The organism is Candidatus Poribacteria bacterium (genome assembly GCA_026706025.1).
GTDB lineage: Bacteria > Poribacteria > WGA-4E > WGA-4E > WGA-3G > WGA-3G.
Map to the genome: position 1 here is coordinate 1 of JAPOZO010000020.1, position 13,585 is coordinate 13,585.

At 47.8% G+C, this 13,585-nt stretch carries 14 protein-coding genes, 1 tRNA gene and 1 other RNA gene; 12 read left to right on the forward strand and 4 right to left on the reverse strand.

All coding sequences use genetic code 11. From position 1 onward, the window contains the following. Positions 1-719 (forward strand): M24 family metallopeptidase (locus tag OXH00_03895; protein ID MCY3740144.1); only part of this gene is annotated, 719 nt, incomplete at its 5' end. On the opposite strand, the gene OXH00_03900 is transcribed toward OXH00_03895, so the two are convergent. Next, positions 607-1,458, reverse strand: a complete 852-nt coding sequence (locus OXH00_03900) for a hypothetical protein (protein MCY3740145.1) — start codon at positions 1,456-1,458, stop codon at positions 607-609. The genes OXH00_03895 and OXH00_03900 overlap by 113 nt on opposite strands. 88 nt (positions 1,459-1,546) lie before the next feature. Here OXH00_03900 and OXH00_03905 point away from each other — a divergent pair. Beyond that, positions 1,547-1,631 (forward strand) — tRNA-Leu (locus OXH00_03905). Positions 1,632-1,676: 45 nt separating this feature from the next. On the opposite strand, the gene OXH00_03910 is transcribed toward OXH00_03905, so the two are convergent. Genes OXH00_03910 through hflX form a run of 3 tightly spaced genes read right to left on the reverse strand, consistent with a single transcriptional unit; the run spans position 1,677 to position 4,017 of the window. Further along, on the reverse strand, positions 1,677-2,468 hold the full coding sequence (locus OXH00_03910) for a sugar phosphate isomerase/epimerase (protein MCY3740146.1): 792 nt from the start codon (positions 2,466-2,468) through the stop codon (positions 1,677-1,679). Further along, a complete protein-coding gene (locus OXH00_03915) occupies positions 2,465-2,713 on the reverse strand; it encodes a hypothetical protein (protein MCY3740147.1) in 249 nt (82 codons plus the stop codon). The genes OXH00_03910 and OXH00_03915 overlap by 4 nt, the downstream gene beginning before the upstream one ends. 8 nt (positions 2,714-2,721) lie before the next feature. Continuing rightward, positions 2,722-4,017 (reverse strand): GTPase HflX, encoded by a 1,296-nt coding sequence (gene hflX, locus OXH00_03920; protein ID MCY3740148.1) that lies wholly within the window; start codon positions 4,015-4,017, stop codon positions 2,722-2,724. A 280-nt stretch (positions 4,018-4,297) separates the two neighbouring features. Here hflX and smpB point away from each other — a divergent pair, with 280 nt between their 5' ends. The 10 genes from smpB to OXH00_03970 all read left to right on the forward strand — a co-directional run bounded on the left by smpB (position 4,298) and on the right by OXH00_03970 (position 13,563). Next, complete coding sequence (smpB, locus tag OXH00_03925; GenBank protein ID MCY3740149.1) at positions 4,298-4,756, forward strand: SsrA-binding protein SmpB; 459 nt, start codon at positions 4,298-4,300, stop codon at positions 4,754-4,756. Positions 4,757-4,914: 158 nt separating this feature from the next. Further along, positions 4,915-5,268, forward strand: a transfer-messenger RNA (tmRNA) gene (ssrA, locus tag OXH00_03930). A 49-nt stretch (positions 5,269-5,317) separates the two neighbouring features. Next, positions 5,318-5,698 carry a hypothetical protein gene (locus tag OXH00_03935; GenBank protein MCY3740150.1) on the forward strand — a complete coding sequence of 127 codons (381 nt, stop codon included), beginning with the start codon at positions 5,318-5,320 and terminating at the stop codon, positions 5,696-5,698. A gap of 9 nt (positions 5,699-5,707) precedes the next feature. Next, on the forward strand, positions 5,708-6,439 hold the full coding sequence (locus OXH00_03940) for a DUF1449 family protein (protein MCY3740151.1): 732 nt from the start codon (positions 5,708-5,710) through the stop codon (positions 6,437-6,439). A 143-nt stretch (positions 6,440-6,582) separates the two neighbouring features. Further along, positions 6,583-8,475 carry an SPFH domain-containing protein gene (locus tag OXH00_03945; protein MCY3740152.1) on the forward strand — a complete coding sequence of 631 codons (1,893 nt, stop codon included), beginning with the start codon at positions 6,583-6,585 and terminating at the stop codon, positions 8,473-8,475. Positions 8,476-8,609: 134 nt separating this feature from the next. Beyond that, the gene (locus OXH00_03950) at positions 8,610-9,131 is read left to right on the forward strand and encodes a bifunctional nuclease family protein (protein ID MCY3740153.1); all 522 of its coding nucleotides are present in this window, start codon (positions 8,610-8,612) and stop codon (positions 9,129-9,131) included. A gap of 53 nt (positions 9,132-9,184) precedes the next feature. Beyond that, positions 9,185-10,879 (forward strand): D-aminoacylase, encoded by a 1,695-nt coding sequence (locus OXH00_03955; protein MCY3740154.1) that lies wholly within the window; start codon positions 9,185-9,187, stop codon positions 10,877-10,879. A gap of 47 nt (positions 10,880-10,926) precedes the next feature. Then, on the forward strand, positions 10,927-11,130 hold the full coding sequence (locus OXH00_03960) for a hypothetical protein (protein MCY3740155.1): 204 nt from the start codon (positions 10,927-10,929) through the stop codon (positions 11,128-11,130). A 281-nt stretch (positions 11,131-11,411) separates the two neighbouring features. Next, positions 11,412-12,605, forward strand: coding sequence for a DNA (cytosine-5-)-methyltransferase (dcm, locus tag OXH00_03965; protein MCY3740156.1), 1,194 nt, complete (start codon positions 11,412-11,414; stop codon positions 12,603-12,605). Then, a complete protein-coding gene (locus OXH00_03970; protein ID MCY3740157.1) occupies positions 12,580-13,563 on the forward strand; it encodes a hypothetical protein in 984 nt (327 codons plus the stop codon). The genes dcm and OXH00_03970 overlap by 26 nt, the downstream gene beginning before the upstream one ends. Positions 13,564-13,585: the final 22 nt, after the last annotated feature.

The following is a 13,585-nucleotide window of genomic DNA, read 5'->3' on the forward strand; positions in this document are numbered from 1 at the left end:
ACTTGGTATTGCAAGCGAAAGATTACGCCTTCACGTGGATCGGTTCGCAGCTGCGTGATGGAAAAGCGATTACCGAATATGATGTTCAGCAAGAGATTCTCGGACAGTTTGATGCGATGGACCTTGTTACAGACCATCCACCCATAGTTGCTGTGAATGCAAAGAGCAGCGACCCGCATTATGCACCCACTGCAACGGATACCCAAGCGATTAAAACAGGTGATTTCATCTTGATTGATTTGTGGGCGAAGCAGAAGGAGTCAGACGCGGTTTTTGCGGATACGACATGGGTGGCTTATGCCGGGGAAACCGTTCCACCCCGATACGTTGAAATCTTCGATATTGTCAAGGAAGCGCGGGATAGAGCGATACGGTTCATCCGGGAAAAATGGGCGGTCGATGAACCTATTCACGGTTATGAAGTCGATGATTGTGTCCGTGGATATATCACTGAAAAGGGATACGGACAATTCTTTATTCACCGGACTGGACACAACATCGGCACTGTTATCCACGGAAACGGCGTAAATTTAGATAACTTAGAGACGCGTGATGCACGTGCCTTAATCTCTGGCATCTGTTTCTCAATTGAACCCGGTATCTACCTCACCGATTTCGGCGTTCGGACAGAAGTTGACGTTTTCTTAGCCGGTCCAGGGAGAGGCGGCGTAAAAGTGACAACCGCGCCCGTTCAAAATCAGGTATTGTCACTGCTGTGATCTGATAATTCCGCTTTTTCAGATCTGTGAGGATGTGTGACAGATAGAGGCGCGCGTTGAGGATCCACTGATCAGCGTAAGCTGCAGCGAGCAGCGGGAGTGCAATTGTCAAACGGGGTGAATCGAGCAGCCACTGCTCAGCGTATTCGGCAAAGTCTGTATCCACAAGTCCATTACTTCCGAGTGAATAGACGACATAGCGTTTATCCTCCCGCGTCTCCATTCTCGGATTGAGCGGCGTGTTTAGTGTGAGGCGTTTTGTGCCATCAATCTCAAAAACCCAGAAAAAATAGTCTTCATTGTGTCCAAGATAACCGATTTCTACGTCAAGCCGGTGCGCGGCTTCAGTCGTAATTGGGCTTGTCACCATATCGCGTTTGAGTAAGGCGGGATAGATAGCCGCAAAAAAGATTTGTTCAAATCCGAGCGGTTGATCGGTATGTGCCAGCGTATCCAAGAGAATCTGCTCTTGTTCTGGACGTTTCAGTTCTAAGCAGCTTTTTGCGAAGACTTCATCCCTAAGCGCACGCATTTCAGGCGGGGCGTTTGGGTGAAGCGGTTGGAGTTCTTGTATGCGCCTAAGAATACGGCGGCGTTTGGGTATCGTGCGCCAAAGCACCCAATGCCATAAGGTTCGCCATGTTTCCCTTTCACGCAATTGGCTAAGGAGTGCGATCACGCTCGTCAAGAAGCGTTGGAATATGCTGTCGGAGGCAAGGTTTCGTTGTTGGTTCGCCATGGTTTTTTAGTTGTCAGTTTTCAGTCTGAAAACTATAAAAATTTGACCTTTTGCTGAGAGTGTGCTATAATATATGTTGCTGAGCAGAGCCGGAGTGGTGAAATTGGTAGACGCACGGGACTCAAAATCCCGCGGGCCCTAGGTCCATGTCGGTTCGAGTCCGACCTCCGGCATCAGGCGATGGTTTCTCGTAAAGCCATCGCCTTCTCTTTTCGTGGTTACATCGAAACGATTTTACGCATCCGTTGTGCAAGGTCAATCTGAGCTGCCCTGTCACCACCCACTTCATGGATGACGTAACCGTCGTAACCGATTGCCCGAAACGCTTCCATGACTGCTTTCCAGTCCGTATCGCCATCTAAGAGATTAACGAACTGGTGTGCACCGCGGGCGAAATCTTTGAAATGGACCCGTTTGATGCGGTGTGCGAGTTCACGGATCCAGTGCTCCGGGTAACCGTAAGCCATCATGTTTGCGGTATCAAGATAGGTGCCTACCCATTCGCTATCTATCTCATCTACAATATCGCGCATCTCTTTAGGACTGAGCAGGAATTTGTTCCAGACGTTTTCAAGCCCGATTGCAACCTTGTGTGCTTCTGCTGAAGGGGCTAAGTCTTTCAGGATACCGACGAGGTTATCCCAAACTTCTTGGTATGTCCCCTCAGCGGTGAGTTGACCGGGGTGCAGTAGAATCCCGCCGACACCGAGTGCGCCTGCGACTTCCAAACCACGGGCGAGAGAGACCGCCCCTTTTTCGCGCTGCGTTGCATCCAAACTGAGAAGGTTACCACGGTCGGCGTAACCTGCTGTGATACTCCCAATTTCGATACCTGCCGTCTCACACTTCGCTGCGATGCCGCCAAGTTCCGTGTCGCTCATATTGATGTCGGTATCTTTTCCTTCACCGAATGTGAGTTCAACGGCATCGTATCCGGCATCTTGGCAGAGGGAGAGCGTATCGTCTAACGACATGCCTCCAAGTATAATTTGGGTAACACCTATCTTCATTGCTTTTCCTTTTCGTTATGAAACTGTGTAGCCGTTAGAGATTGTATACAGAGGTGTCGGGTTTCGAGGCATTGCGGACACCGAATCGCGACATAATACATATCGTTGAACACGGCATCAATCCAGTTGTGCGATTGTTCTGACGACGGGCTGCCCAAAAACTGATCAAGCACCTCGTATGCCCTGTCGCAGTCCGGGCAGATTTGCAGGTCGTGTCCGATGTCAGTCTGGTCAAGCCATCGCATCTTATCTGCTATCCTTCAGAAGAGACCAAAAATTCGGAGACCGATTTGAGGTAACGGTTCGGCAGGCGTGCCTCAACGTGAATGGCTTCGTCTGTGTATTCTGTGTTAAGCACGGTGCCGTGTTTATAGAGTAAATCGAGGGTTTTTCCTTCTGTGTATGGAATACTGAAGGAGAGGTTCGTACCGAGTTCAGCAAACCGCTTTGATAGTGTATCCATTAATGTCTCAACGCCATCGCCGCGTTGCGCGGAGATTGGAAACGCATCTGGATGTTGGCACTGTAGCAGGTGTAGGTCGTTTTCGGTTTTAAGCCGGTCAGTTTTATTGAAAACCATAAGCGTTGGAATCTCCGTAGCATCCAATTCGTCAAGGACTTCGTTTACGGCGGCGATCTGTGCTTCTGCTTCTGGATGACTTACATCAATAACGTGAAGTAGCAGGTCGGCTTCCGTTACCTCTTCGAGTGTTGCCTTGAATGCTGCGACTAACTGGTGTGGGAGTTTCTTGATGAATCCGACAGTGTCGCTGAGGAGGATTTGCTGTTTTTGTGGCAAATTCACCTTTCGTGTGGTTGAATCTAAGGTTGCGAACAGTTTATCTTCAACCAAGACACTCTCACCAGTCAAACGGTTGAAAAGTGTCGATTTTCCGGCATTGGTATAGCCGACGAGAGAAACTTTGACTTTTTCGGAGCGGTTTCTGCGTTGGACAGTGCGCTGCTTTTCAACGGCTTGAAGTGCCTTTCTAACCTGTCCAATGTTCCGACGCACCCAGCGTCTGTCCATTTCGAGTTGTGTTTCACCGGGGCCCCGGAGGTGTCTACCACCGCCACCGCCTGTCGCGAGTCGTGAAAGGTGCGTCCACATCCGAGTGAGGCGTGGAAGTGCGTATTCGAGTTGTGCCAAGGCTACTTGTAACCGTGCCTCTTTAGTCAGTGCGCGTTGCGCGAAAACCTGAAGGATAAGCCCCGTCCGGTCAATTGTAGCAACATCAAGTGCCTGCTCAAGGTTCCGGTTTTGTCCTGGCGACAGTTCTTCGTCAAAGATGATTGCGTCCGCGTTGAGTTCTTCGGTAAGCGGTTTGAGTTCTTCAACCTTTCCTTCGCCGATAAAATACGTCGGATTTGGCATGTTACGCGGTTGAATTGTCTTACAGACGACTTCAATGCCGGCAGTCTCTGCGAGTTGTTGAAGTTCTTGCAGCGATTCTTCTGTTTCGTCCATCAGCATATTTCGTAGTTTTACACCTACCAAGATCGCACGTGAAGGTGGATTCGGTGCACGTGTGTCGTAAAGTTCTGGCATCAAAAGACCCCTTTCTCAGTTTTGGAGCGCAATCGAAGTACCGTGCTTGGCACTTCCAACAACGCGGTATCTATGATATAGTTTATCAGATATACTTTCAGTTTTCAACTAAAATCCCGTTTTAAGAAAAAACTTCAATTTTTTCCACAGGAATCTGTTTAGGTCAACGTTTTAGGCGAATCCTCGTTGCAACTGATAACTGAGTACTGACTGCTGGCGACTAACAACCAACAGTTTTTTCTTGCATGTACATTAATACTATGGTATACTTAAAATCACCATGAAAAGTGCCAAAGATTCTGCAACCCCAATGATTACCCTTAATCGCAAAGCGCGATATGACTATCACTTACGTGACCGGTATGAAGCGGGTGTCGTTTTGCAAGGCACTGAAGTGAAGGCGATTCGCGCAGGACGGCTTAACCTAACAGACAGTTACGCACAAGTAACTGACGGCGAGGTATTTCTGATTGATGCGCACATCGGTCCGTATGAACACGGAAATATCGCTAACCATGAACCAAAACGCAAGCGCAAACTCCTGCTAAATCGCCGAGAGATCACGAAACTTGAACGGTCAATCCGTTCAAAGGGGATGACGATCGTTCCGACGCGCGCGTATTTCAGCAACGGTAGAGTGAAGGTAGAATTGGCTGTTGCAATGGGTAAGCGGCTTTACGATAAACGCGATAAGATTGAACGTGAAGCAACCGCAAATGAAATCCGATCATACAATTAACAACGTTCTGAAAAACCATCAATCGCAGAACGGTTATCGGTTTCAGGTAATGTTGCTACACCACCTTTTTAGCCGTTGATGTGTGGGATCAAGAATATACGTCACTACCACAAAATTCTCTTGCTGACTGCTGATGGCTGACCACTGACTACTATTTTGGGGGTGTCAAGGTTTCGACGAAGGTAAATGAGATATAGGTTGCATGCCGAGGTCTCCGCAGGCCTCGTTAAATAGGCGGAACACTTATAATTGCTGATGAAGAATTAGCACTAGCTGCCTAAACGCGGCTACGCTTGACCGACCTGCTGCCCGTCAGGGAAGTTAAAGCGTCGTAATACGGGCTAGCCGCTCGCTCATTCTCAAGGGGCGTGCCGCGAACCACTTTTGAGATAGTCTATTCTGAATCCTGCACAGGGGAGGCTTATAGGCGAACCTTAAAACCTGTGATAAGCATGTAGTAGCCTCTGTTGAAATGCCTTCGGACGCGGGTTCGATTCCCGCCACCTCCATTCCCACAACTGATTCTGTTCTTGCCGACAATAGATTTGGTCGCGAAATAACATGGCTGAATTTACGAACATGCCACCTCGTATTCAAAAAACTGTGCGAGCGCATATAGGCGAGGATGAAGATGTCTGTTTGTGCCTCCTCGGGCGTTCAGATTTGCTGCGTCCGGATTTCGTTTTTATCACGACGCGGCGGGTGCTGGTTTTAGATGAACGGTATATAGGCAGCCTCGCCGTTTCTTATGCGAATATCCGGTGTAATCTGTTGTTCACCGAGATTCGTGATGTGAAATTGGTCCGCCAGTTCAAACATAGGCTACTTAGACAAGCGAGACTTGAAATTAGCGTTCTGCGTAATGTCCATTGGATCGATAATATCAACTTCCGTTCAGCACGATGTGCCTACATCTACATTACAGATCAGATTGCAAAGTAGAAGAAAACCATGAAAGAATTCCTGACTTATTTCCTTGCCTCGTATAATGTCTGGTTTACGGCACCGTTAACTATTGTGTTCATATTTGCGCTCTTTCGACTTGCTATGGGAGCAGTGGACTTCGGTGATGCGGATGCCGATGCCGATGTAGATGCGGATGTAGATATAGACGCGGATGTAGATATAGATGCCGATGTGGATATAGATGCCGATGTAGACGTGGATGCTGATATAGATGCCGATGCGGATGTGGCTGTAGATGCGGGCGGGCAGGGTTTCTCTTTCGGCGACGTATTTGGGTTCCTGAATGTTGGGAGAGTCCCGTTGATGGTTGTGCTGATGTCGCTATTTGGGACATGGGGTGTTGCTGGACTTATTGCCAACGCATTCCTTAATGTTCCAGAAAGACCCGGGTGGGTTTGGATATCGTGTGTGATTGCTCTTTTCTGTTGTTTTGTCTGTACGCGCTATATATCTCTCGCCCTTTCAAAACTATTCCCTGAAAGTGAGAGAGCCATCAGCGATGTACACCTCCTCGGTTTAAGTGGACGCGTTATTAGTGGACAAATTACCACAACTTTTGGGACAGCTCGTGTCCAAGTTCCAGAGGGTCCGGAGTTAACGGTCAGTTGCCGTGCTAAATCCGATGAAGCCACTCCTGTCAAGGGAGATACTGTGATTCTCGTAAACTATGATCGCACAAAGCGGATCTTTGACGTGAGAAAGAGTGAAGTAGATTAGCGTCAATTCAGCGTTTTTTGAAGATTTGTCTGCTGAATTGAACGAATTTGGGTTTGGGTGTGGTTCCCGATGTTAAAGAAGATATACTATATATACCCCGCTATCTCAGAAACGAAGTTAAACGCCATAAGGAGAAATGAAATATGAATCCCAGTATGTTTGTCACCATTATCGGCAGTGTTGTTGCGCTGATCGTTATTTTTCTGTTAGTCTATCGTTCGTTCTATAAAAAGGCACCCGCGGATGCGGCGTTAGTCATCTCTGGTGGACGCAAAAAACGCGTCGTCTTTGGTGGGACCCTTATTAACCCAATTACCAACACGCACCAACTCATTTCCTTAAATACGCTCCAGTTACCTGTTGAACGTACAGGACAAGGCGCGCTGATTACAAAAGACAGTTTACGGGTTGATATAGAGGCGCAATTCTATGTCAAGATTGAACCAAACGAACAAGATGTCCTCAAAGCTGTCGCAAGTCTCGGTGATAAAACCCTAACCCCGGAAGCAGTTAATAAACTCCTTGAAGGGAAACTTGTCGGGGTCCTACGAAGTGTCGCTGCAACTATGGCCCTCCAAGAACTGCACGAAAAACGCCAAGAATTTTCTGACCAAGTTCAGGAAGCCTGTCGCGATGATCTTGAGCAAAACGGCTTTAAATTAGAAAGCGTTGCTGTCACGAATCTTGACCAGACCCCGCTTGATGCGCTTGACGAGAATAACCGTTTTGATGTTGTGGCAATTCAGACGATCAAGCAAGAGGTTGAAGATAAGCAGACGCAAACGGCTCGGATTGAGCACGAAAACAAGGTGAAGCGTGAAGAGGATCGTCTCAAAGCCGAACTTGAGATTAAGCAGCGCGAGGAGGAGACGGAAACGGAAGGGTTAGAGGTTGAGAGACGGCTTGAGTTTGCACAAGAAGAGCAACGGAAAGCCATCGCTACGAACAAGGCAGAACAGGAACGCGAGGTTGAAGCGCACAAACTTGAGCAACAGCAGGCTGTTGAAGAAGCGCGCATCAAACAGGAAGAGGCGGTCAAGTCCTCGGAGATTATGCAGAAGCAGCGGTTAGAGACCGCTCGGATTGAACAGGAACGCCAAGTCGAAGAGACAGAAATTGCACAAAAGCAGGCAATCGAAATTGCACGTGTGCAACAAGAACAAACGGTTCAAGAAGCAGAAATCGAGCGTAATCTTTCTGTCGAAACTGCCAAGATTGAGCAGGAACGCGCTGTAGAGGAAACAAGCATCGCGAGTAGAATCGTTCTCGTTGAGAAAGATCGCGAGGAAAAAGAGGCGCAGGCCGAAAACGCAGTCCAGGTTTCAATCAAAGAGAAGGAACGTGAGGCGGCACTCACTGAACTCTTGGAGGTGAGTGCACAAAAGGCGAGAGCCGAAGCAGCTGTTTCAACAGCCGAAGCTATTGAGGAAGCGGAACGTCAAAGCAAAATCGAACTGATCCGTGCGGAGCAAGAAGCCGATGAGGAACGGATTGCCAAAGAACGCAATGCGGATGCAGAGGCATACGCTGTTATAGAAGCCGCCAAGGCAGCCCTTGAAGCCGCTGAACTTGAGGCGCAGGCACAGAGAATTCTTGCAGAGGCACTGCTCGTTGAAGCGAAAGCGAAGGCTGATGGTGAAGAGGCCTCTATTGCTGCGAAGAATCAGGCGGATTCAAAAGTTCTCGTGAGTGATGCTATATTGGCACTCGTGGAATCACTCCCTGAGGTGACAGGCGAATTGATGAAACCCGCAGAACGCATTGAAAGCATCCGGGTACTTGACCTCGGAAACGGCAATGGTGGCGGCGGTATGAACCGGGTTCTCAGTTCGATTGTCAACGCTGGGGCAGCCGTGCCCTTGCTCAAGGAGATTGTTGGATTCAGCGGTTTAGACACCGAAAAGATTGCCCGGACTGTTCGGGATTACGCTTCCGGATTGGCGGTGGATGCGCAAGTCAGTTCAGATGGTTCACCTGATGCCGGATTGGCGGTGGATGCGCAAGTCAGTTCAGATGATTCACCTGATGCCGATTAATTGACATTTTTTGTGAAGGTGAGTAGGGGTTGGGTTACCCAACCCCTACATCCCCACCTTCTCTTTTGAATAGATACTGGCGGGGGCACCAAGCGACGGTGCCTTAAACGCTGGGCGTATGAAAGGATGCACAAATGGATACTGAGAAACAGACGAAGACTGAAGTTAAAGTTCATTTTCTCTCTATTGATCGGGGGACAGGCGCGCCAATCGTAGTCCTGAAAGAGAAAGAGGACAGTCTAAACCGGATACTGCTAATTTGGATCGGCGAGTCGGAGGCGGCAGCTATTCAGATGCATTTGGAAAATGTAGAACTCCCGCGCCCGATGACACACGATTTGCTGAAAAATATGATTCAGACGCTTGCGGCAAAGGTCATAAATGTGTGTGTACACTCGGTTGAACAGTTGAATAACCGTTGGACGTTCTATGCACACATCACTTTGGAAGTGAATGATAAGCCGATTGAAGTAGATTGCCGTCCCAGTGATGCTATTGCACTTGCGTTGCGCTGCGAAGTACCTATCTATATTGCCGAAAACGTGATTGCAGACCATGGATTCTCTGAACAAGAACTCGAGAAGGGCGAGCAGCACGACCCGAAAGATGTTTTAGAGAATTTAGATGACGACACGCTAAAGCAGTATACGGTCTAATCTGAAATTGCATAGAACCAGACTGTCCCTCCATCCGACAAAGGAGACAAACAGTGCATGATCTCATCATTCGTAACGGAACCGTCATTGATGGCACGGGTAACCCGGGTGTCAAAGCCGATGTTGCCATCAACGGTGAACGGATCACAACTGTAGGTGATGTGTCTGAAGCCGCTTACGAGACGATTGATGCCACCGGTAGACTCGTCACGCCGGGGTTCATAGATACCCATACACACATGGACGCGCAATTCATGTGGGATCCGCTCGGCACACCTGCGTGTTGGCACGGTATCACTACGCTCGTTCTTGGAAGTTGTGGTGTGAGCTTTGCACCTGTCAAGCAAACCGACCATAAGGTTTTGGCGAAAGTGCTTGAGAGCGTTGAAGGTATTCCTGCGGAAAGTATCATGTCGAGTCTTTGTTGGGATTGGGAGACCTTTGGGGAGTACTACGATGCCTTGGACGCATGCCCAAAAGGTGTGAATGTCTGTGGTATGATTGGGCACGCAGCGACCCGTTACCACGCGATGGGTGAAGAGAGCCTGGAAAGAGACCGGAACCCAACCCCTGATGAGATGCAAACGATGCAGGCTGCTATTGATGAAGCCATGGAAGCGGGCGCACTCGGATTCTCCACTTCTCGGACCCTTACTCACAAAACCTCTGAAGGCATTCCTATTCCTGGGACTTTCGCACATCTTGATGAACTCGTCGCACTCGCGCAAGCCGTAGGCAGGCACAACAAAGGTGTTTTCCAATGGGCACCTGGCTTCGGTGAATATGAAAATTACCCGACGACAGAGTATCCAGAGACCCGAAAGGAGATTCACCGCATCGCCGAGGTAAACCGGCAGGGTGGATGTCCTGTCATCTTCAGTGCATTCACACATGAAGCCGTGCCGACGATTCAGACACTTTATTTAGGCTGGCTTGATGAAGAACGGGCTAACGGCGCACAAGCGCGGCCGATGGTGTCTTCCCGCGTCAACACTGTAATGGTTGGACTTTGCAATTGGATGCCGATTCGCGATGCCAGTGCATGGCGTGAGTTATACAGCCTCTCGTATCCTGAGCGACTCACAGCGATTCAAGATGAAAAAACGCGTGCGAAGCTCCTGGACGTTTCTCCAGAGAGTGATGAACGTCTCGGTAAAATGCTATATCGTTTTGGACCGATGGAATGCGAGTATGTCCGTAAACCGGAAAATCTATTGCGCAATATTGCCAAGGAAAACAACGAACGTCCGATAGAGACGATTGTCCGATTGTTCTGCGAAACCGGTGGACGACAACTCTTCGCTTTCGCAACAAACAATCATAACCTTTCACATGTTGAAGAAGTTGTACGCTACCGAGATACCCTCCTCGGTCTCGGTGACGCAGGTGCGCATGTCAACGCAATCTGTGATGCTTCCCTCTCAACGCACGCATTAACATATTGGCACGGTGAACGGCAGTTATTCTCTCTTGAAGAGACCGTCCGGCGGTTGACTTCCGATGGCGCAGAAGCCTTCGGAATTCCTGAACGCGGGCTCCTAAAGCCGGGCTACTATGCCGATGTCAATGTGATTGATGCAGATAACCTCCGCATGGAAATCCCTGAATTTGTTTATGATTTACCTGTTGGGGCAGGACGTTGGACGCAGCGAGCGCAGGGGTACGACTACACCCTTGTGAATGGTAAGGTCGTCGTTGAGAATGACAATCATACAGGTCGTCTCATTGGAAAATTAATCAGGATTTAAGACTCGCAGATGCAGCGAAAGGCATTTTTTCTCAGAGGATACACATTATGGCAGAAGAGACACAAATTCTTGAATCAGATGAACCGAAGGGTGAGCAGTTCCGAGACTATATCCGGCACCGGCAGCTTGAAATGCTTTCTGAGGATTTATGGGACGAGTATCTCTGGGGTGAATTGGGTGCTGCAGTCCGGGATTTCGAGAATGAGCCGTGGGGCAAGCCTTCAGAGGGAGATACCCCGGAATCACCCTAATTGTAAAAACGCGTAAACACTATGGGCAATTCATCTAAAAAAAGCTGCATCGTCCTCCATGAAAATTGCACGACTGCTCTGGATAGCAACGACTTTCCTGCAAGCGTAGACCTCTCCTTTCTCGATCCACCTTTTAATCAGGATAAAACTTACGTATGTACCCCGGATTTAGAAGCAATTTGGGGAAAGCTCTACCAATGAGAGAATCTACGCTTTCTGCCTTGTCTGCTTCTAAACAGGCAGCACTTTTTGAATCGAATCCACAATAAGGAAAATAGCGAATGGCTTCTGAAGCGATTAAGACAACAGTTGAACTCTTTGCAGGGATAGGTGGATTTCGTTTAGCTGCTGCCCAGAAAAGTCTTCAGACGTTGTGGGCAAATGATATTTGTCCAAAAGCCTGTCAAGTCTATCGGAGTCAATTTGGCGATGCTGAAATTCGTCAAGGCGATATTCGGGAATTGACACATGAGATTCCTTCGCATGATCTGCTCACTGCCGGTTTTCCTTGTCAACCGTTCAGTAGTGCTGGACAAAAAAGGGGTTTTCGCGACCCAAGAGGACTACTCTTCTCTGTTATTGTGGAGGTTTTAAGAACACATCGTCCGCGCTATTTCATTTTAGAAAATGTCAAACGTCTGCTTTTAATGGAAAAGGGGGTCCATTTTGCAACAGTGCTTTCTGCACTCACAGAACTCGGTTATCATATTGAATGGCGTTTAGTCAATACGAGACACTTCGGTTTGGCACAGAACCGAGAGCGTGTGCTTATATTAGGTTCTTTAGATGTAAAGGATAATTATCCTACAATCAGGCTTGCAAGTTTAGAAGATCTTTGTGATGGTTTGGAAAGCGATTTTCGTTGGGGCACGGATATGTCAAACTGGGTTGCGATTGAAAAGCACCACCGAAAATTTGCCAATTGGGGTTTAGCATTTCGTCAACGTTTTTTTGCCTGTGACTTGGAATACTTCTCGGAAGCGAAGCCATCTGTAACACTACGTAGCGTTCTGCAATCTACTGTTGACTCAACCTTTGATTTTACCGAGAGTACGCTCCAACGTTTAGAAGAAAGCACGCGGATTAATAGACTTCTTGATGGTGTTCAACTCCTCTATAATCAGAAGAGAGGGGCTCGCATGGGGTATACAGTATTTGGTATTGATGGAATTGCACCAACACTTACAGCGGCTACCAGTCGACATTATGAACGTTACAAAGTGGGAGATCGATATCGTCGCTTAACAAATATAGAATATGCGCGTCTACAAGGTTTTCCTGATGATCACTGTTCTGCGGTTTCCATCTATAATCAGTATGCCTTATATGGTAACGCTGTTCCGCCTGTATTGGCAAGTTGGGTGCTTGATAAGATTTTAGAGAATCGTGTGACCTCGTTAGAAAACGTTAAAGGACAACAACTCCACCTGTTTCAGGAGCCGATAATTTATGCTGACAAAAGCGGAATTGCGTAATTTGCTTCGAGAAAGGCTTGAGGAAACTATGATTGAATTAAATCATGCTCTTCAAGGCGTAAACCTTGAAAGGCTTGATCCGGTGCTATCGCGCGTTGGACGCGATGAGACTTTACCGCATTGGTATGAACAACTTCGCGATCAACAAACACTTCCCAATCTTGATGGAAAAACAGTTGGCAGCGTTATTGAAATGCTTTTTGTTGCTGTTCTTGAGACTGTAATTTTGCAAGACATTGAAATACCTCAGTTTCGCTTGAACCCTGCACGAGGTGTTGATATACCAGACCTCGACTTGGGTATAAAAGCACCTTCTCAAAATTACGCTACCAGTGAACCTTTTGTGTCAGCGTACGAGAGACTTCTTGGAAGTGAATACGATGCGCTCATTGTGTTGACTGACTATCAGAAGCGAAAATTGCATCCGCCATTGAAACTTCAAGTCATCCAATGGCACTATTTCTTAAATACGGAATTAGCGGATTTCGCTTTGACTGCAATAGCGCGGAAACACCGGGATTGGTTGATAGTCCAAAACGAAGCGTGGACACAAAAGATTTTTCGATTTCTCGCGTACATCAATCAGAGCGATTGGCGAGCAAAGCACTTGCTTCGCATCATTGATGCAATACAAGAGGCAGATAGGATACAAGAATTGGTCCTTGAGGCAGGAATAGACTTCAGAAAGAAAAATGAACAGCGTGCCCATAAAGATAAAGACGCAATACCGGAACGTGAGATTGAGAGTCTACTTTCGATAGCCAAAGCACAACCGATAACTTTAGGAATCATTGATGCAGCGGATAATTGGGTGGTGGAGAATTACAAAGACTTCGCGCGCTTGCCAAACGAGAATGAATGGAACCGGTTGCTCGTTAGTCCTCTAAATGGGAAAATCGGAATGAGTTTTGCACTTCAATGGCGATACAATTTTGCGAGGGTGTTCAGAGATAATTAAAGGGGATCTGCATTTTGGGTTT